The sequence below is a fragment of the Haematobacter sp. genome (assembly GCF_032102465.1).
Taxonomy (GTDB): Bacteria; Pseudomonadota; Alphaproteobacteria; order Rhodobacterales; family Rhodobacteraceae; genus Haematobacter.
This window is the reverse complement of record NZ_DAMDHB010000005.1, coordinates 50,450-69,111: the sequence shown is the minus strand read 5'-3', so window position 1 is coordinate 69,111 and position 18,662 is coordinate 50,450. Positions and strand designations below refer to the sequence as shown.

The window sequence follows — 18,662 nt, the reverse complement described above, 5'->3', positions numbered from 1 at the left end:
GACAGGGTGATCAACATGCAAGCGACCTGGCGAACCCTCGCCTTAGCCACGCTTTTTTCGTCCACCGCGCTCGTTTCGGCGGTTTCGGCGCAGAACCTTCGCATCGGCCTTGCGTCGGAGCCGACTTCGATGGATCCGCAGTTCCACAACCTCGCAACCAATACGCAGGTTCGGTTGAGCATCTTCGAGTCACTGCTCGATCAGGATGCCGTGCAGGCCCTGCAACCCAAGCTCGCCACCGAATGGGAGGCGCTGGACGAGACCACATGGCGGTTCCGGCTGCGCGAGGATGTCGCCTTCCACAACGGCACCCCCTTTACCGCGCGTGACGTGATCTACAGCGTCTGCCGCATTCCGATGGTGGAGAACTCGCCCTCCTCCTTCTCCATCTACACGAAATCCGTGGCAGGCATGGAGGCGGAGAACGACCACTCCGTCATCATCCGCACTGACGGCCCCAACCCCCTCCTGCCCGTGGAAAGCTCGACCTGGGCAATCATGTCGGCAGATGCCAGCGGTGCCACGGACGACCTCGCCTTCAAGAAGGGCGGTTGCGAGGGGATGGGGGAGGTGCCGCAGCAGGCAGCCTTCAACTCCCCGGCTCTCGTCGTCGGCACAGGACCCTACAAGCTCAAGGAATTCACCCGCGGGTCGCAGATCGTGCTGACACGGGCGGAGGATTACTGGGGCGACAAGTCGGAATGGGAGACGATCACGCTCCGCCCCATCAGCAGCGCCGGTCCGCGCGTCGCGGCCCTTCTGGCGGGTGACGTTGATCTGATCGAGGCCCCGCCCGTGCAGGACCTGCCGCGCATCAAGAACGCCGGCTTCAACGTGGTGGATGCGCTTTCCAACCGTGTGATCTATATCGCGCTGTTCCAGGACGGCGCTCACAAGGGCATCGCCGGAGCAGACGGGAAAAACCCGCTGGAGGACTCCCGCGTGCGGGAGGCCATGTCCCTCGCCATCAACCGCGAAGCAATCGTGGACCGGATCATGAGCGGCTACGCTACCCCTGCGGGCGAGCTTCTGCCGCCGCCGATGTTCGGCACTTCCGGGCGCCCGGCCGATGGTTATGATCCCGAGAAGGCCAAACAGCTCATGGCGGAGGCCGGCTACCCGAACGGCTTCGAACTGACGCTCGGCACGCCGAACGACCGGTACATCAATGATGAACAGGTGGCGCAGGCGGTGGCGCAGATGCTGAGCCGGATCGGCATCCGCACCAAGGTTGACGCGACGACGGCGAGCCAGTTCTTCTCCCGCCGGAACGCACTCGACTATCCGGCCTTCCTGGCAGGCTGGGGCGCGGCATCGGGCGAGATGTCGTCTCCGCTGAAGTCGCTGGTGGCGACCTACAACCCCGACGCGGGGCTGGGCGTGACCAATGCCGGGCGCTACACCAATCCGGAGATGGATGCTCTGCTGGAAAAGGCGATGGTCACGATCGATGATGACGAACGCTCCGAACTGCTCCAGCAGGCAGAGAACATCGTTCTGAACGAGCACGGCATCCTGCCGCTTCACTACGAGCGCTCGGCCTGGGCGATGTCGCCCAAGGTGAACTATGAGCCGCGCGTCGATCAGTACACGCTTGCCCACACCGTGACGCAAGCCACCGACTGACGACCGCGCGACGCGTCGGGCCAATCCGGCCCGGCGCCTTGCCCGAACGCCAGAGTTCCCTCTCATGATCGTCTATCTGCTGCGCCGCATCGGCCAGAGCATTCTCGCCGTCGTCGTGATGGCTGTTCTCGTCTTTCTCGGCGTCTATGCCATCGGCAACCCCGTCGATATCCTTATCAGCCCGGACGCCACTCAGGCGGAGATCCGGGCCACCATTGCGCGTCTGGGCCTCGACCAGCCGCTCTGGCAACAGTTTCTCACCTTTGCGGGCAATGCGCTCAGGGGCGACTTGGGCATATCCTTCGTGTACGGACGCCCCGCCCTGCAGATCATTCTGGAGCGGATGCCGGCCACGTTCGAGTTGGCCTTTGTGGCGCTGTTCATCTCTGTCCTGCTTGGAATTCCGCTCGGCATCTATGCGGGGTTGAAGCCCGAAAGCATCGGCGGACGCTCCGTGATGGCCGGCTCGATCATGGGATTCTCGCTGCCCAACTTCTGGCAGGGGATGATCCTGATCCTTGTCTTCGCGGTCTATCTCGGCTGGCTGCCCGCAGGCGGCCGTGGCCCGACCGTTTCCGTGCTGGGCGTGCCGGTGAGCTTCCTCACGCCGCAGGGCTGGGTCTATCTCCTGCTTCCGGCAATGAACCTCGCGCTGTTCAAGATGGCGCTGGTCATCCGCCTTGCCCGCGCCAACACGCGAGAGGTGAGCCTGCAGGACTACATCAAGTTCGCCCGCGCCAAGGGCTTGTCGCGCAACCGGATCGTCACCGTGCATGTCCTCAAGAACATCATGATCCCGCTCGTCACCGTACTGGGGCTGGAGCTCGGCTCAATGGTCGCCTTTGCGATCGTCACGGAGACGGTCTTTGCGTGGCCGGGCATGGGCAAGCTGCTGATCGACTCCATCAACCTGCTCGATCGTCCGGTGATCGTTGCCTACCTGATGCTGACAGTGGTCATCATCGTTACCATCAACCTCGTGGTGGACGTGCTCTATACGGTGCTCGACCCCCGCGTCCGGCTGTCGGAGGTGAAAGGATGACCGATACGGTTGAAACCACGGCCTCCGCCCCGCGCAAACCCCGGATGCAGTCGCCGCTGTGGCGGATCCTGCGGGGCTTTGCAGAAGACCGGCTGGCGCTCATCGGGTTTCTGGTATTCGCCGCCGTCGTTCTGCTGGCAATCGCGGCACCCCTGATCGCCCCGCAGAACCCCTATGACCTTGCGCAGCTTGACATCATGGACGGTGGCCTTGCACCCGGCGAGACCAGCTTTTCCGGCATGACCTATTGGCTGGGCACCGATCCGCAGGGGCGCGACATGCTTTCCGCCATCCTTTACGGGTTGCGGATTTCGCTGCTCGTCGCGCTGGTCTCCCTCGGCTGCGCCATCGTGATCGGCGTGATCGCGGGCACGGCCTCCGCCTATTTCGGGGGGCGGGTGGACACGTTCATCATGCGCATCGTGGATCTGCAGTTGTCATTTCCCTCCATTCTCGTGGCACTGATACTGCTCGCGCTGTTCGGGCGGGGGGTGGACAAGGTCATCCTCGCCCTCATCATCGTGCAGTGGGCCTATTATGCCCGCACGGTGCGCTCCTCCGCCATCGTGGAGCGGCGGAAGGACTATATCGACGCCGCACGCTGTCTTGCGCTGTCGCATCGCCGGATCATGTTCCGCCACCTGCTGCCGAACTGCCTGCCGCCGCTGATCGTTGTCGGCACGGTGCAGATCGCGCAGGCCATCGCGCTGGAGGCCACGCTTTCCTTCCTGGGCGTCGGCGTGCCGATCACGGAACCCTCGCTCGGCCTGCTGATCTCCAACGGCTACGACTATCTCCTGTCGGGCCGCTACTGGGTGAGCGTGTTTCCGGGGATCGCCCTGCTCGTCACGATCGTCTCCATCAACCTCGTCGGGGACAGGCTCCGCGACGTGCTGAACCCGAGGCTGCAGAAATGACCGCGCTTCTCGATGTCCGCGACCTCAAGACACATTTCATGACGCGTGACGGGGTCGCAAAGGCGGTGGACGGGGTAAGCTTCACCTTGAACCGGGGCGAGATACTCGGTCTGGTGGGTGAATCCGGCTCCGGCAAGTCTGTCACCGGGTTCTCGCTTCTCGGTCTTGTCGATCCACCGGGGCGTGTCGTGGGGGGGCAGGTTCTGTTCAACGGCGATGATCTCGCCCGGATGGACGAAAAGCGTCTGCAAGGGCTCCGCGGCAAGCGCATAGCGATGATCTTTCAGGATCCCATGATGACCCTGAACCCGGTTCTGCGCATCGACACGCAGATGGTGGAGACGGTGCTTGCGCATGACAAGGTGTCCCGCGCCGAGGCGATGGAGCGCGCGCGCGCGGCGCTGGTGCAGGTAGGGATCTCGGCGCCCGAGGAGCGGCTGAGAAGCTATCCTCACCAATTCTCCGGGGGCATGCGGCAGCGGGTGGCCATCGCCATCGCGCTTCTGCACAAGCCGGACCTTATTATCGCCGACGAACCCACGACCGCGCTTGACGTAACGATCCAGGCGCAGATCCTTGCCGAAGTGCAGAAGCTCTGCCGGGAGACTGGAACGGCCCTCATCTGGATCACGCACGACCTTGCCGTGGTCTCCGGCCTCGCGGACCGGCTGGTGGTCATGTATGCGGGCCGCATCGTCGAGGAGGGCGAGACGTCGGAGGTCATCACCCGCCCCGTCCATCCCTATACCCGCGGCCTGATCGACTCCGTCCCCCATGGCAAACCCCACCGCTCGGAGCTGCGGCAGATCCCCGGGATGACGCCGTCGCTCATGAACCTGCCCGAAGGGTGCCGTTTCCGCCCCAGGTGTCCGCGCGCCGATGCCGCCTGTCTGGCGGAACCGGCGCTCCGCGAAGCCGGGGCGGGCCGCAAGGTGCGCTGCTTCCACCCCCATCTCGAACTGGAGGGGCTGATCCCGTGACATCCGCACCCGTTCTCGAAATCGCCGGCGTCTCCAAACGCTTCACCCGCAATCTCGACTTTGCCGAACGCACCGCGAAACGGCTGGGTGCACCGATCGACGCGCCCACCGTCCACGCGGTCGATGGTGTGGATCTTGCCGTGCGGACCGGCGAAGTCCTCGGGCTCGTGGGCGAATCCGGTTGCGGCAAGTCCACCCTGGGGCGGATGGTGGCCGGGCTGCTGCCGCCGAGCGAGGGGCAGATCCGCTTCCGCGGCCGTGACGTCGCCAGCCTGAAGGGCAAGGAGGCGCGGGAGGCGGCGCTGAAGATCCAGCTTGTCTTTCAGGATCCGATGGCTTCGCTGAACCCCCGCCTTCGCGTGGACGCTCTGGTTGGCGAGGCCCCCCGCGTCCACGGCCTCGTCTCCCGGGCGGAGGCGGAAGGCTATGTCGAAACGATGTTGGAGCGCGTGGGTCTCGACCCGACGACCAGGCGGCGCTATCCGCACCAGTTCTCCGGCGGACAACGGGCGCGGATCGGCATCGCCCGCGCGCTCGCCGTGCAGCCGGACTTCATCGTCTGCGACGAATCCGTCGCGGCGCTGGACGTGTCCATTCAGGCGCAGATCCTCAATCTGTTCATGAAGCTGCGGGAGGAGCTAAACCTCACCTACATGTTCATCAGCCATGACCTCGGCGTCGTCGAACATATCTCGGACCGGATTGCGGTGATGTATCTTGGCCGGATGATCGAGCTGGGCGAAGCGCAGGATCTGTTTGCCCGTCCGAACCATCCCTACACGCAGGCGCTTATTTCCGAAATCCCGACGTTCGAAGCAAAGCGGCGGAGCTATTCCACGATCAAGGGGGAAATCCCCTCGCCGCTCAATCCGCCGCCCGGCTGTCATTTCCACCCGCGCTGTCCGCACGCCATGGAGCGGTGCAGGGTTGAACGGCCCTTGCTGAAGCCGGTGGCCCCCGGCAGGCTCTCCGCCTGCCATCTGAACGACCAGAACTGACCCCGACGACGCGTCAGAAAACCGACAGAGAGAAGCCATGCAGAACACCGACCTGATCTGGAACCTGATCGACGCGCGTCGTGAGGAGTACACCGCGCTCAGCGACCGTATCTGGGAAATGCCGGAACTGGCCTATGGAGAGTTCCGCTCCGTCGCCGAACATCGCTCCATGCTGGAGGCAGAGGGCTTCAGCATTACCGATGCCCCGGCCGGGATCCCCACCGCCGTCATCGGCGAGGCCGGGAGCGGCGGGCCGGTCATCGCGTTTCTGGGGGAATACGACGCTCTTCCGGGCCTGTCGCAGGAGGCGGGCGCTGCGGAACACAGGCCGCTTGCCGGCACCGGCTACGGCCATGGCTGCGGGCACAACATGCTGGGCTCAGCGGCACTTCTGGCGGCTTCGGCGATGAAGACCTATCTGGAGCAGACGGGCCTGCCCGGCCGCGTGCGTTACTACGGCTGTCCCGCGGAAGAAGGCGGCGCGGCCAAGGCCTTCATGGTGCGGGATGGCTTGTTCGCCGACGTGGATGCGGCGATCACATGGCATCCTGCGTCGATCACGCGCGTGGATGACGCAAAGAGCCTCGCCAATACGCGCATCGACTTCACCTTCCATGGGCGCGCCTCCCACGCCGCTGCCGCGCCCGACCTTGGCCGATCCGCGCTGGATGCGGTGGAACTGATGAACGTCGGCGTCAACTACATGCGGGAGCATGTCCCCGAAGGCACGCGCATCCACTATGCCATCATAGACGCGGGAGGCATCGCCCCGAACGTGGTACAGGCGAAGGCGACGGTGCGTTATGCCATCCGGTCCCGCGATGTTCAGGGCATGGTCGCCCTCAATCCCCGCGTCGTGAAGGTCGCGGAAGGCGCGGCGCTGATGACGGAGACCCGTGTCACCAGCCGCGTGCTTTCCGCCGTGTCGAACCTCCTTGGCAACACACCGATGGAGGAAATCATGTTCGCCAACATGCAGCGCCTCGGCCCCGTACCGTTCGACGAGGCAGACCACGTCTACGCCCGCAGCATTCAGGCCACGGTGGGCGATGAGGCGATAGAGAAGGACTACCGCCGCGCCGGCGTCCCGCTCCGGGAGGAGACGCCTCTTTGCGATTTCATCGTCCCGCTGGAGGCCGTGGGTGAGCCGATGATCGGTTCCACCGACGTGGGCGATGTCTCCTGGGCGGTGCCCACCGTGCAGGCCCGCGTTGCCACCCATGCCATCGGATCCCCCGGTCATTCCTGGCAGATCACCGCGCAGGGCAAGGCGGGGGCGGCGCACAAGGGGCTGATCTACGCCGCAAAGGTGATGGCAGGAACCGGTGTCGACCTGCTGACCGACCCTGCCAAGCTCGCGCGTGCCAAGGCAGATCACAAGGCACGGCTCGACAGGACGCCCTACACCAGCCCGATCCCGGCTGATGTCAGCGCGCCAATCCTTCCCCGGCCCGTGGACCTCTGAGCCACCTCAACGGACCACCTTTTCCGAGCGGGATACGATCCGGCGGAAGGACGTGGTCGCTGCATGGTGGTGAGCACTCTGGCGGCAGGGATTCTCTGCCGCCATTTTCGCGCCGCCGGAGAACAGCACGCAGACGAGCATTGCATCTCTGATACGTTTGACCTGGCCCGCCGAGACGCCCTCCCAATGCACCATGGGGCGCAATGAACCGTCCCCCTCCGCCCCCTTCCTCCTTCTTATGTCATTCTTAAGTAGCAGCTATTGAGGAGTGGCGCAGGCGCGTGCGCTCTGTCACTGTGGACCGACACGTTCGATCTTGGGGAGGAGCGGCGTGACGATACAGGACAGTGGAATGAACGCGGCCTTTGCGCCGGTGGCGATGCTCGGCCATGAGATGGTCGAAGGTCTGATCGGCCATGAGCATCTGGTTGAGCGGCTGATGATCGCTTTGGTCGCGGGTGGCCACGTGCTCATTGAAGGCCCGCCCGGCCTTGCCAAGACGCGCGCGGTGAAGCGGCTGGCGGAGGGGCTGGCGGGCAACTTTGCGCGCATCCAGTGCACCCCGGACCTCATGCCTTCCGATATGACGGGCACGCAGGTGTTCCGGCCGGATACGGGACGGTTCGATTTCCTGCCGGGCCCCTTGTTTCATGAGCTCGTGCTCGTCGATGAAATCAACCGCGCGCCCCCGAAGGTGCAGTCGGCGCTGCTGGAAGCGATGGCCGAACGCCAGGTGACGGCGGGAGGCACGACGCGGGCGCTTCCCGATCCGTTCATGGTGGTCGCCACGCAGAACTCCATCGAGCACGAAGGCACTTTCCCACTGCCGGAGGCGCAGCTGGACCGCTTCCTTCTGCATGTCGACCTGGTCCTGCCGGGCGCGGAGGCGGAGCGTCGGATTCTCGATCTGGTGGAGGGGGAATTGCGCGCGCCACCCCCCGGCACGCAGTCGCGGCTGGGAGCCGATACCATCCATGCCGCAGCCCGGGCGGCGAACAATGTGCTGCTGGCCCCTGCCCTCAAGGACTATATCGTCCGCCTTGTCATCGCCACACGGGAGACGGGGGAGGGACCGCTCGCGGGGCTGGTCGAACATGCCGTCTCTCCCCGCGGAACACTGGCGCTCGCGGCCTGTACGCGGGCGCGGGCAGGATTGCTCGGGAGGGATCACGGGCTTCCCGAAGACGTGGAGCTGCTGGCGCCGGACGTGCTGGCGCACCGTCTGGTCCCGAGCTGGCGTGCCACGTCAGAGGGGCTGGGCCCGCGCGATCTGGTCCGGCGGCTCATCGATCATGTCAGGCCTTGGTGAGTCAGGCGCAGGCGTCGGCGAGGTGACGGCAAGCCGTCTGCTCGCCCTCGCCCCGCTCGTCCTCCGGCGCGGCAAGGAGGAGCGGCTGGCGGAGCGTCCCGGCCTCACACCTGTCCGTCAACGCGGCAGTGGACAGGCGCTCCGCGAGATCCGCCCCTTCGCCGACGGTGATGACCCCCGGCATCTGGACGCTGCGGCGACCGCCCGAACCGGGGTGCCGCAGGTCAGAACCTTTCATGAGGAGCGGGAGCGGACCCTGCTGCTCATCGCGGACTTTCGCCGCCCGATGCTCTGGGCGACGCGCGGGCGCTTCCGTTCGGTCGTGGGGGCGGAGCAGCTGGCGATGGAAGGGTGGCGGGAGGCTGCGGAGCGCGGCTCCATCGGGGTCGCCGCGATCACGGATACCGGGATTTTTGGAGAGCGCCCTGCCCCCGGCGCGCGCGGGATGGCCCGTGTCGCGGGTTGCCTCGCACGTGCCCATGCCGCGGCGCGGGAAGCGGTGATGGCAAATCTGCCCACACCCCCGCTTGACGTCGAGCTGCGCCGCGCCGCACGTTTCGCGCCGCGGGGGGCCGGCCTTGTGATAGCCACGGGTCTCGACCTGCCCGGCGCTGCATGGGAAGAGACGCTTGCCGCGCTTTCCACCCGTGGTCCCCTGCGCTTCCTGCTCATCGAAGATGTTTTCGAGCGCGCGCCCGCTGGGGGCCCGCTGCCGATTGTCGATAATGCCAAACACGTTCTCCGCCGTGGGTTCTCCGGCCTTGCTGCCACGACGGCGGCGCGTGTCGAAACCCTGCATCGCCCCGGCATCGCTGCGGAACGCATCGGCCCGGGCATGGAGGACTCCCGATGAACGGCGACCTTGTCCAAACCCTCAATCCGCCCCGGCTGCCAGCGGAGTTCGTGCGCACGGGCGCAGCGGACATCCTTGCGGCTTTCGGTATCGGACTGCTCATCGCGGCGGCGCTGGTCTTTGTCCTTGCGCCACTGCTCCGGCGGCGCCCCGCCCGGCGACGTGCTGCGGATGCGCTTGGCGAGCTTCGCGCCCTGCCCGCTTCCGAGCGGCTGGTTGCCGGAGCACGGCTCCTGGCCGAACGCGGCGTCGCCCTGCCAGACAGCTATCGCGACGCGCTTTATGTGGGGACGTCCTACGACCCGGCGGATCTGGAGCGACTGGTTGCAGAGGCCTGGGGAGAGCGACGGAATGGCTGACCTGCAATTTTCCCACCCCTTCGCCTTTCTTCTTTTGCCGCTGCCCGTGATCCTGTTCTATCTGCTGCGCCCGCGCGAGAACCGGACGGAAGCGCTGCACCTTCCGGAAGCCATCGCGGCGGCGGGGGTTCCGGTGGCGGAAGGACCTCTGCGGGATGGCTCCCTGCCGCTGCGGCTTGCGCTCTGGCTGTGCCTCACGCTTGCCCTCGCGGGACCGGAGTGGTTGCGGCCCACGCCCGACAGGACGGCGACCGGGCGGGACATCATGCTTGCGCTCGATCTGTCCGGCAGCATGGAAACGCCGGATTTCACGCTCGACGGACAAACCGCGAGCAGGCTCGCCGCTGTCAAGCGCGTGGCCGCCCGCTTTGTCTCAGAGCGGGAGGGCGACAGGATCGGGCTGGTGATCTTCGCCGATCAGGCCTATGTCGCCGCGCCGCTTACACACGATCTTCCTGCTGTCGTGCGCGCCATAGACGCCGCTGAAATCGGGATCACGGGGCGCTCGACCGCGATCGCAGACGGATTGGGGCTGGCATTGAAACGCGTGACGGCCGAGCCTGCGACATCCCGCGTGATCGTGCTGCTCTCGGACGGGCGCGACACCTCCGACCGGCTGGACGCCCGCGACGTGGGGCGGCTTGCTGCAACGATGGGGGTCCGGGTTCACACCATTGCTCTCGGCCCGGAGGATTTGGAGACGCGCCCCGCCGCCCGGGATGCCGTTGATATCGCCGCGCTCCGTGACATTGCGGAGGCCAGCGGCGGGCGCTCCTGGCGGGTGCGCAATATGGCGGACCTCGTGCAGATGGCCGCCGATCTGGACAGGCTGGAGCCGAACCCCTCCACCCGTCCCCCAGTGATCGTGGCAGAGGCCCTGTGGGTCTGGCCAGCCGCGCTTGCCCTGCTGCTGGCCCTCGGCGTGGCGGTGGTGGAGGCGACGGACCTTTTCACCCGCCGTTCGGGGCGAGCAGCATGACGCCCTTCGCCCTTGGCGCCGGTCTGGTGCTGTTGCGTCCGCTCTGGCTTCTGGCCCTGCTGCCGCTTGCCGCGCTGGCGGTCTGGCTTCGCGCGCAACGGGGGCGAAGCCCCTGGACGACGCTCATCGACCCAGCCATCCGGCGCGAATTGCTGGCGCTGGGACAGATCCTGCCAGCCCGAGCCGACAGGGCGGCGCTGCTGCCCCTCCTCATCGCGGGCACTCTCATCCTCGGCCTTGCGGGGCCTGCGGTTCTGCGACCGGGGGGGGTTGAGTACCGCGCGCTCGATCCGATGCTGCTGCTGCTCGACCTTTCCCCTTCCGTCGCGGCGGGCCCGGCGCTTCCCGACCTTCAGGCGGCGGCGGCCTTCCTGCTCAATCAATCCGAAGGTCGGCCGGTAGGCATCATGGTCTATGCCGCGGATGCCTATATCGCCTCCGCTCCGACAAGCGACGCGGCCAGTCTTCAGAGCATCATCGCGGTGCTGGCGGCCGATACCATGCCGGTCACCGGCAGCCGTCCCGACATCGCGCTCGCCGAGAGCCGAAACCTCGTGGCCGGAAAGGATGGCCCGGGCATCGCTGGCGCGGACCTCGTCCTCATCTCCGATGGCGGCGGGGTGGGCCCCCCGGCCCTGACGGAAGCGCGGCGGCTTCAGGCGGAGGGGGCGCGTGTCTGGGCTCTCTCCCTCCCCCGCGCGGCAGAGGGAGCGCCCACGCCGGACCGGGGCGCCCTTGTGCAGCTTGCGGCGGCAGGCGGCGGGAAGGAGTTTCCGGCAGCGACTCCGCGCCCCCTTCTGGCCGAGATCGCAGCCGCGCGGACGGCCCGCCTCGCAAGGAGCGGGGAGGCGACGCGGGTCTTTCGCGACCTCGGACCGTGGTGCGTGGGACTGGCGATGCTGCTTGCTCTGCCGCTCTACCGGAGGCGCGCATGACCCCGGCCCGTATCGCGGCGCTGATCGCCCTTGCAGGCGTGGCGGCTGTGCTTCTTGCCGGTCGGGAGGCGGGGGGGCGGCTGTTGCTCATGGCCGGGCAGCCGGGACTGGCTTCATCGCTTCTGGATGATCCTGCCATCGCGGGCGTCGCATTCTATCAGGCAGGACATTACGCGGAAGCGGACGCGGCCTTTGCCCGTGCGGGGCGGTCCTCCACCTACAACCGTGGCCTCTCGCTCGCCGCGACAGGGAATTACCCCCTCTCCCGCGCTTACTTCGACGCGGTGCTGTTCGCAAACCCCGCTGACAGTGCCGCGCGGGAGAACCGCAACCTGGTGAACGCGCTCATACCGCCGCAGATGGGCGAGGGTAACGAAGCGGGGCGGATCGCTGTCGTCGCCATAGCCACGCCGGGCGGGTCGCCGCTTGACGAGGTGAAGCGGCTCGGGCGCCCGCTCGACGCGGGCAGACGGGTAGCCGACCGGGAGTGGCTGGCGACGGTTCCCGACGATCCCGGCGCGTTCCTGCGGCTCAGGCTCGCCGCCGAGAACGACCGCCGCCTTTCGATGGGACTGACGGCGCCGCAGGAGGGCGATCCATGGTGAGATGGCTGCTTCTCTTCCTCACGCTGCTCGCCTCGCCCGCGGGAGCGGAAAGCCTTACGCTCACGATCCGGCCCGAGCCGAGACACAAGGACCTGATCGCCGGGGAAATGCTCCCCGTTACCATCCGCGCCGTCTATGACCGCAAGGTGGCGAACGAGAAGCTGGAGATCGCACCCAGCGAGAGTTTCGACTGGATCCAGACTGCCCCCGACAGCTGGCGGCAGGAGATCATCGATGGGCTGCCATGGCAGGTGATGGAGCGGCATCTGGCGCTTTTCCCCCGACGGCCGGGAGTGCTGCACTTCGGCCCGGTGTTTCACCACCTGACCATCATTGACGAAGCGAGCCAGCGCCAGCCGCGGGAGGTGAAGGCCCAGCCGGTGGAAATCCCCGTGGGCCCATTCCCGGCGGATCGCGGCTGGAAGCTGGCGGCAGAGCGGCTGACACTTCGACAGGAACTCTCCACCGATCCCGCACATCTGGCCGACGGCGAAACCGTCACGCGTCGCATCACCCTGACGGCGGAAGGCGCGCTGCCGGAGATGTTGCCGCCCCGGCCCGTGGTCTCGGAGAACTGGCTCATCACCTTCGCCGCGCCGGTCGAGCGCAAGCTGACCCTTACCGCCGAAGGTCCGGTGGCGGAGGTGGTCTGGACATGGCAGTTCCGCCCGGAAACCGGGGAGCCGGGGGTCATCGAACCCGTCACCATCCCCTATTTCGACAGCAACACCCGCCGGATGGAGAGTGTGGAAATCCCGCCTCTCTCCATTGGTTATGCCAGTTTCGCAGCGAACCGGGCGACGACGGGACGTTTCGGAATGTGGGAGGATGCACTCTCCGGCGCCGCGATCATCGCGGGTATGGGTGCTGGCACGGGGGTGATGCTTTGGCGCAGCGTGCCCGCCTCGGGGCGCGCAGGCTGGAAGCGGCTTCGGCGGCGCTGGTCGCCCCTGCCGCGACTTGCGCTCCGGCGTGCCGCCCGGTCGGGCGATCCCCTTGCGCTTCGCCGCGCGGCGGAGGCGTATCTGGATGGCCGAACATCGCCGGCGATAAGATCGCTGCTCGCGGGGCTGGATCGCAGGATCTACGGGCCCGAGCAACATGCGTTCCAACCCGGAGCCTTTGTCCGCGATCTGCGCCAGGCGGCTGGACGGAGCGAGGTTTAGCCGGGAGCGGGCGGCAATCGTCGTTCCCGCTTTGCCCGTGACATGAGGCCATGTCGTCGCATCGCGGTGCTACCGCCGACGGAAACCCTCGATCTGCGTCGCGACGATCTGGTCGGCAAGGCTGTGACGGCTCTCCTGCGTCTCCTCCGGCAGCGGGCGATACCACACCGACATCCAGTTCACCGCGCCGAGCATGGCCTTTGCCCCGACAGACACATCCATCGCGCGGAGGGAGCCATCCGCGATGCCCTCCTCCATGACCTGCCGGAACAACCCTTCGAACCGGCGGCGCAGCGCGATCAGGGCGTCCAGCGTGCGGCGCTGGTCCGGTGTCGTGGCCGCCATCCTGTGCATGTGCACGCCCTGCACCACTACCGCCTCGAAAGCCACGTTGGTCATCATCGCCATCGCATGGGCATGGAGCATCGCCGTCAACCGCTGCACCGCAGGGCCCGGCCCGGCCATCACCGGCTCCACAGCGCGGAACAGCCGTTCCATTCCCTCGCGATGCACATCGAAGAACAGGTCGGTCTTGGAGGAATAATAGTGATAAATCCGGCCTTTCGTCGCCCCCAGCCGTCGGGCCACATCGTCAATGCTGGTGGCGGCGAAACCCTGCTCCATGAAGCATTGCGCCGCCATTTCGAGGATCTCGATATTCCCCGCCCCGTCGTCTCTGTTGCGTGTGCGTGGCTGTGTCATCCGGTCTCGGCCGCTCGTTTCTTTGACGATATTGACACTGGACAGCGAGAAAAGCAATCCATACTACTCCGTATGTTGTATAGGAGAGGGCGATGCAGCAGGCTACGGACCGGGTGAGCGACTGGCTTCTCGTCGATCAGGGGCTCGTTGATCGCTTTGCCGATGTCATCGGCGACCATCAATACATCCACGTCGATCCCGAACGCGCCGCCCGCGAGGGTGGGTTCGGCGGCACCATAGCACATGGATTTCTCGTTATCTCCCTCCTGACCCAGTTGCAGCAGAGCGCCATGCCGCCCGGCTGCGGGGTAGAGGTGAATTACGGTTTCGAGAAGGTCCGCTTCGTCGCACCCGTCAGGGTCGGCAGCCGGATCCGCGCGCGCTTTACGCCTGTTTCGTCGCAGGCACGCGGAAGCGGGCGGCTCGACACTTATGGCGTGACCGTGGAGGTGGAAGGCCAACAGAAGCCGGCAGCGGTTGCGGAATGGCATATACTGAAGGCGCAGGCGGAGGAGAAAGCACAATGACCATCAGCTACGACGGGCGCGTCGCAATCGTCACGGGAGCAGGCGGCGGGCTGGGACGTGCCTATGCCCTGGAACTGGCACGTCGGGGGGCAAAGGTGGTCGTCAACGACTTCGGCGGCGCGCGGGATGGCCGTGGCGGCTCCACTGCCGCGGCGGAGGCCGTCGTGGCAGAGATCGAAGCGCAGGGCGGGGAAGCCCTGGCGGACGGCGGAAATGTCACGGACTTTTCGCAGATGGAGGCGCTGGCCTCCCGCACGCGCGAGACCTTCGGGCGGATCGACGTGCTCATCAACAACGCGGGCATCCTGCGCGACAGGACTTTCGCCAAGATGACGATGGAAGACTTCCGCGCAGTGGTGGAGGTGCATCTCATCGGTTCGGCCAATGCGACGAAGGCGGTATGGGAGACGATGCGCCAGCAGGGCTATGGGCGTATCCTGATGACATCCTCCACGTCCGGCGTTTATGGCAACTTCGGTCAGGCCAACTATGGCGCGGCCAAGGCCGGGCTGATCGGCCTCATGAACGTGCTGCATTTCGAGGGGCAGAAGTACGGCATCCACGTCAACGCGGTCCTACCCACAGCCGCCACGCGCATGACCGGCGACATGATGGAGGAGGAGACGCTCGCCCATCTCTCACCCGACAACGTTGTCCCCGCCGCGCTCTATCTCACCAGCGAGGGCGCGCCGAGTCGCACGGCGCTGCTGGCAGGGGCGGGTACGGTCGCACGGCTCGCCATTGTAGAGAACGAGGGCATCTATCTGCCCGAAGGCGCACGCACCCCGGAGGCGGTTGCGGAAGCATTCGGCACGCTCGCGAAACTGGATGGGTTCATGGAAACGCAGAACGGGCTGGATCATGTGGAGCGGATCGTTGCCCGCGCGCGCGATGCAGAACGGGCGGTCTGACCATGCTTGACCGCGCCAGCCCACATCGCCGAACCGATTACACCGCCTTCTACACCATGGAAACGCGCTGGCGCGACATGGACATCTACGGTCACATGAACAATGTGAGCTACATGGAGTGTTTCGACAGCGCGGTGAACCGCCCGCTGATCGCCTCGGGGGCGCTCGATCTTGCGGGCGGAACCGGGCCCATCGGAATCGTCGCCCAGCAGTGGATGCACTACTTCGCCGAGGTGACCTACCCGGAGCGGGTAGAGGTGGGTCTGCGCATCGTCCGTATCGGCTCCAGCAGCCTGACATGGAGCTTTGCGCTCTTCCGGGAGGGAGGGGATACAGCAGCGGCACAGGGTGGATATGTGCATGTCTATATCGACCGCACAACCCGTCGCCCTGTCCCGCTGACCGCCGCGCATCTGGAGATGGCGCATGGCCTGACGCCTCCGTCCGGCGCGGCGATCTGATCGAGGAAGCGGTACACCCGCTTCCGGCCGTGAGGCCTGCTCACATCCCGCGTTCTGGCTGGGCGCCCGACGCGATTTCCGGCGCATTTCGATCCGCCCTATGGCGCGCTAACGGGAAAGCCCGATCCGCCGCTCCAGCCAGTCCGGCCGGATCAGGTCGGCATGGTCGGCCCTGTCTTGCGCCACGATCGCCGCGATATTCGCCGGGAACGGTTCCGCCCGTGGGCTGCCGGAGGCCCGCCCGACATGCATGAGCAGCTGCTCGCAAAGGGCAAGCTCCCGCCCATCCGCACCCCGCAACCGGAGAAAGACGTGCAGCCGCTTGTCATCCGCGGCGAGCAGGACCAGCTCCATTTCCAGCGGATCGCCCAGATGACATTCCCGAAAGAAGCCGATGCGACAGTCGAGCGTGTAGAGCGTGGCCCCGGTCCGCTCCCGATAGGGGGCATCGACGCCGATACGATCCATATAGGCCGTCACCGCATCCGAAAAGGCGATCCCATAGGCAAAGTCGCCCATGTGCCCGTTGTAATCCACCCACCCCTCCGGCACATGCCGGTTCAGCACGATCAGCCCATGGCGGGCGCCACTCTCCATCCGCTTCTCCTCCTCACTCAGCCCGGCAACGCCCCCTGACAGGCTGCTGAAAAGCATTCCGCAGTTGCCTTGGGCCGGAGATTTTTCCCACATTGTTGAGATGCGCCCCGGAAACCGCAAGTTTTGGCGCGGGGCCGGGGTGACTTTCTGATTTTCAACGCAAGCCCGAGCAGGCGGCCGACTTTTACAGCAGCCTGCTAAGAGGAGGACGCGCAAGGCGTTACTTCTTGACGAGCGGACAGTCACTTTGCTCCAACGGCTTGAAAGCCTCCTCGCCGGGTATCGTCCGCAGAATTTTGTAGTAATCCCAGCGTCCTGTCGACTCCTGTGGCGTCTTTACCTGTGCGAGATACATGTCATGGACAAGACGGCCATCCTCCCGGAGATAGGCATTCCGCGCGAACATGTCGTCGATCTTCATGGTGCGAAGCTCCGACATGACCGCGGTGCCCCCGACGGTCTTTGCCGCCTCCGCCGCCTTCAGGTAGTTCAGCACCGCGGAATAGACGCCCGCCTGGACCATCGTGGGCATGCGTCCGCCCATCTGCTCGCCGAAGCGTCTGGACCATGCACGGGTCTGATCGTCGAAGTCCCAGTAGAACCCGGTGGTGAGGGTCAGGCCCTGCGCCGTTTCCAGCCCCACGCCATCCACGTCCGTCAGGAACAACAGGAGCCCGGCGAGCTTCTGCCCGCCTGCGGTGATGCCGTATTCGCCCGCCTGCTTCATCGCGGTCATCGTGTCGCCGGAGGAATTCGCCAGCGCGATCACATCCGCGCCGGAGGCCTGTGCCTGCAGAAGGTAGGAGGAAAAGTCGGTCGTCTCTCGCGGGTGGCGCACGGCACCCACCACCTCGCCGCCGAGCGAACGCACCGCCTCGGACGTGTCGCGCTCCAGCGCGTGACCAAAGGTATAGTCGGCCGTAATGAAGAACCAGCTCTTGCCGCCCTCCTGCGTCATTGCCCTCCCGGTGCCATTGGCAAGCGCATAGGTATCCCATGTCCAGAGCGCACTGGAGGGAGAGCACGCCTTGCCCGTCAGGTCCGACGATCCGGCGGTGGAGATCAGGAACGCCACATCCGCCGCACGGGTCACATCCTGAACAGCCATGGCGACGGAAGACGTGGGCACGTCGATCACCGCCTTCACGTTCTGCTCGTCGATCCATCGGCGGGCGAGCGTGGCACCCACGTCGGGCTTGTTCTGGTGATCCCCCACGATCACCTCGACCTGCTCGCCCAGCAGCTTGCCGCCGAAATCCTCCACAGCCATCCGCGCGGCCACCGCCGAACCTTGCCCGGCAAGGTCGAAGTTCATGCCCGACATGTCCGTCAGCACGCCGAGCCGATATGGCTCCGCGGAAGCGGCAGACGCAAGGGTAGCAAGCGCCACGCCCGTCAACAGTGCCTTGAGTGTCATACGTCCCTCCCCAACAGGTCGCGTCAGCCGGTTTCCTCCGACAGCAGACGCGACAGAAAGAATTGATCGGCCTCGAAACCCGAGGCCCAGTTCTTGCGGCAGTGGCTGTCCACCGTCCGCTTGGTCATGCGCAGGGCCATCGGGGGAGAGGCGGCGATACCCGCGGCCATCTCCCGCGCGACGGCGAGGGCACTCCCCGCCGGAACCGCGCGTTCACACAGGCCAAGCCGCTCCGCCTCGCAGGAGACGATACGCGCGTCGGTAAAGAGCATGAGCTTCGCCCGCGCCGGCCCGACCAGCGCCGCCAGCAACGGCAACCCGCCCCAACCCAGCGTCATGCCGAGCCGCACTTCGGGGAAGCGGAAGTAGCTCCCCTCCCCCATGACGCGGAAATCGGCCGCTAGCGCGAGGATCGCACCGCCGCCGATGGCAGGCCCCTCCACCGCGGCGATGCAAACCTGCGGCAGCCGCGCCCAGCGATCCACCATCCGGCCGCCAGCGGCCATCGCCTCCGAGCGCGCAACACTGCCCGCTCCCGGTTGCCAGAGCGCGGCATCATCAAGATCGACACCTGCGGAGAACCGTTTCTCTGTCCCTGCAAGAATGACGACATGACATGTGGTATCGGCTGCCAGTTCCTCCGCCGCGCGGGTCAGATCGAGGATGGTCTCATGGCTCAGCGCATTCGCCTTTGCGCCCCTGTCATAGCGGACCAGCGCCACACATTCTTCGCGCGTGATGGTGACGGACGGCATGCCGTTCCCCCTTTGACATACTACGCGGTATGTTGCATGGTTCGGACGGCATTGCAAA

Annotated in this window: 20 protein-coding genes; 16 read left to right on the top strand and 4 right to left on the bottom strand. The window is 66.1% G+C overall.

Annotated features, from left to right (window positions below; genetic code table 11):
* Positions 1-15 precede the first annotated feature (15 nt).
* The 13 genes from RT513_RS05405 to RT513_RS05345 all read left to right on the top strand — a co-directional run bounded on the left by RT513_RS05405 (position 16) and on the right by RT513_RS05345 (position 13,234).
* The gene (locus RT513_RS05405; protein WP_290687761.1) at positions 16-1,626 is read left to right on the top strand and encodes an ABC transporter substrate-binding protein; all 1,611 of its coding nucleotides are present in this window, start codon (positions 16-18) and stop codon (positions 1,624-1,626) included.
* A gap of 64 nt (positions 1,627-1,690) precedes the next feature.
* Positions 1,691-2,668 (top strand): ABC transporter permease, encoded by a 978-nt coding sequence (locus RT513_RS05400; protein WP_290687759.1) that lies wholly within the window; start codon positions 1,691-1,693, stop codon positions 2,666-2,668.
* Positions 2,665-3,585: an ABC transporter permease gene (locus tag RT513_RS05395; protein ID WP_290687757.1), complete on the top strand. Its 921-nt coding sequence runs from the start codon at positions 2,665-2,667 to the stop codon at positions 3,583-3,585. Before RT513_RS05400 ends, RT513_RS05395 begins: the two co-directional genes overlap by 4 nt.
* Positions 3,582-4,565 carry an ABC transporter ATP-binding protein gene (locus RT513_RS05390; protein ID WP_290687755.1) on the top strand — a complete coding sequence of 328 codons (984 nt, stop codon included), beginning with the start codon at positions 3,582-3,584 and terminating at the stop codon, positions 4,563-4,565. Before RT513_RS05395 ends, RT513_RS05390 begins: the two co-directional genes overlap by 4 nt.
* Positions 4,562-5,563: an ABC transporter ATP-binding protein gene (locus RT513_RS05385; protein ID WP_290687753.1), complete on the top strand. Its 1,002-nt coding sequence runs from the start codon at positions 4,562-4,564 to the stop codon at positions 5,561-5,563. Before RT513_RS05390 ends, RT513_RS05385 begins: the two co-directional genes overlap by 4 nt.
* 37 nt (positions 5,564-5,600) lie before the next feature.
* Positions 5,601-7,028, top strand: coding sequence for a M20 family metallopeptidase (locus tag RT513_RS05380; protein ID WP_290687751.1), 1,428 nt, complete (start codon positions 5,601-5,603; stop codon positions 7,026-7,028).
* Between the two features lie 352 nt (positions 7,029-7,380).
* Positions 7,381-8,337 carry a MoxR family ATPase gene (locus RT513_RS05375; RefSeq protein WP_290687749.1) on the top strand — a complete coding sequence of 319 codons (957 nt, stop codon included), beginning with the start codon at positions 7,381-7,383 and terminating at the stop codon, positions 8,335-8,337.
* Positions 8,321-9,190, top strand: coding sequence for a DUF58 domain-containing protein (locus tag RT513_RS05370; protein ID WP_290687747.1), 870 nt, complete (start codon positions 8,321-8,323; stop codon positions 9,188-9,190). The genes RT513_RS05375 and RT513_RS05370 overlap by 17 nt, the downstream gene beginning before the upstream one ends.
* Positions 9,187-9,549, top strand: coding sequence for a hypothetical protein (locus tag RT513_RS05365; protein ID WP_290687745.1), 363 nt, complete (start codon positions 9,187-9,189; stop codon positions 9,547-9,549). Before RT513_RS05370 ends, RT513_RS05365 begins: the two co-directional genes overlap by 4 nt.
* Complete coding sequence (locus RT513_RS05360) at positions 9,542-10,528, top strand: VWA domain-containing protein (RefSeq protein WP_290687743.1); 987 nt, start codon at positions 9,542-9,544, stop codon at positions 10,526-10,528. Before RT513_RS05365 ends, RT513_RS05360 begins: the two co-directional genes overlap by 8 nt.
* Positions 10,525-11,463: a VWA domain-containing protein gene (locus RT513_RS05355; RefSeq protein WP_088214107.1), complete on the top strand. Its 939-nt coding sequence runs from the start codon at positions 10,525-10,527 to the stop codon at positions 11,461-11,463. The genes RT513_RS05360 and RT513_RS05355 overlap by 4 nt, the downstream gene beginning before the upstream one ends.
* Positions 11,460-12,068, top strand: coding sequence for a hypothetical protein (locus RT513_RS05350; RefSeq protein ID WP_088214108.1), 609 nt, complete (start codon positions 11,460-11,462; stop codon positions 12,066-12,068). The genes RT513_RS05355 and RT513_RS05350 overlap by 4 nt, the downstream gene beginning before the upstream one ends.
* The gene (locus RT513_RS05345) at positions 12,062-13,234 is read left to right on the top strand and encodes a hypothetical protein (protein ID WP_290687739.1); all 1,173 of its coding nucleotides are present in this window, start codon (positions 12,062-12,064) and stop codon (positions 13,232-13,234) included. Before RT513_RS05350 ends, RT513_RS05345 begins: the two co-directional genes overlap by 7 nt.
* A 69-nt stretch (positions 13,235-13,303) precedes the next feature.
* Here the strand turns inward: RT513_RS05345 and RT513_RS05340 are convergent, their stop codons facing one another.
* The gene (locus tag RT513_RS05340; protein ID WP_290687737.1) at positions 13,304-13,936 is read right to left on the bottom strand and encodes a TetR/AcrR family transcriptional regulator; all 633 of its coding nucleotides are present in this window, start codon (positions 13,934-13,936) and stop codon (positions 13,304-13,306) included.
* Positions 13,937-14,028: 92 nt separating this feature from the next.
* Between RT513_RS05340 and RT513_RS05335 the strand changes: the two genes are divergently transcribed.
* Genes RT513_RS05335 through RT513_RS05325 form a run of 3 tightly spaced genes read left to right on the top strand, consistent with a single transcriptional unit; the run spans position 14,029 to position 15,835 of the window.
* Positions 14,029-14,463, top strand: a complete 435-nt coding sequence (locus tag RT513_RS05335; RefSeq protein WP_088214110.1) for a MaoC family dehydratase — start codon at positions 14,029-14,031, stop codon at positions 14,461-14,463.
* Complete coding sequence (locus tag RT513_RS05330; protein WP_290687734.1) at positions 14,460-15,374, top strand: SDR family NAD(P)-dependent oxidoreductase; 915 nt, start codon at positions 14,460-14,462, stop codon at positions 15,372-15,374. Before RT513_RS05335 ends, RT513_RS05330 begins: the two co-directional genes overlap by 4 nt.
* Before the next feature lie 2 nt (positions 15,375-15,376).
* Positions 15,377-15,835, top strand: a complete 459-nt coding sequence (locus RT513_RS05325; RefSeq protein WP_290687732.1) for a thioesterase family protein — start codon at positions 15,377-15,379, stop codon at positions 15,833-15,835.
* A 108-nt stretch (positions 15,836-15,943) separates the two neighbouring features.
* Here RT513_RS05325 and RT513_RS05320 read toward each other — a convergent pair whose 3' ends face one another.
* The 3 genes from RT513_RS05320 to RT513_RS05310 all read right to left on the bottom strand — a co-directional run bounded on the left by RT513_RS05320 (position 15,944) and on the right by RT513_RS05310 (position 18,604).
* Entirely contained in the window at positions 15,944-16,489 is a 546-nt protein-coding gene (locus RT513_RS05320) for a thioesterase family protein (RefSeq protein WP_290687731.1), read from the bottom strand.
* A 163-nt stretch (positions 16,490-16,652) separates the two neighbouring features.
* Positions 16,653-17,849, bottom strand: a complete 1,197-nt coding sequence (locus tag RT513_RS05315) for an ABC transporter substrate-binding protein (RefSeq protein WP_290687729.1) — start codon at positions 17,847-17,849, stop codon at positions 16,653-16,655.
* A gap of 23 nt (positions 17,850-17,872) precedes the next feature.
* Positions 17,873-18,604 (bottom strand): enoyl-CoA hydratase/isomerase family protein, encoded by a 732-nt coding sequence (locus tag RT513_RS05310; RefSeq protein WP_290687726.1) that lies wholly within the window; start codon positions 18,602-18,604, stop codon positions 17,873-17,875.
* Positions 18,605-18,662 lie beyond the last annotated feature (58 nt).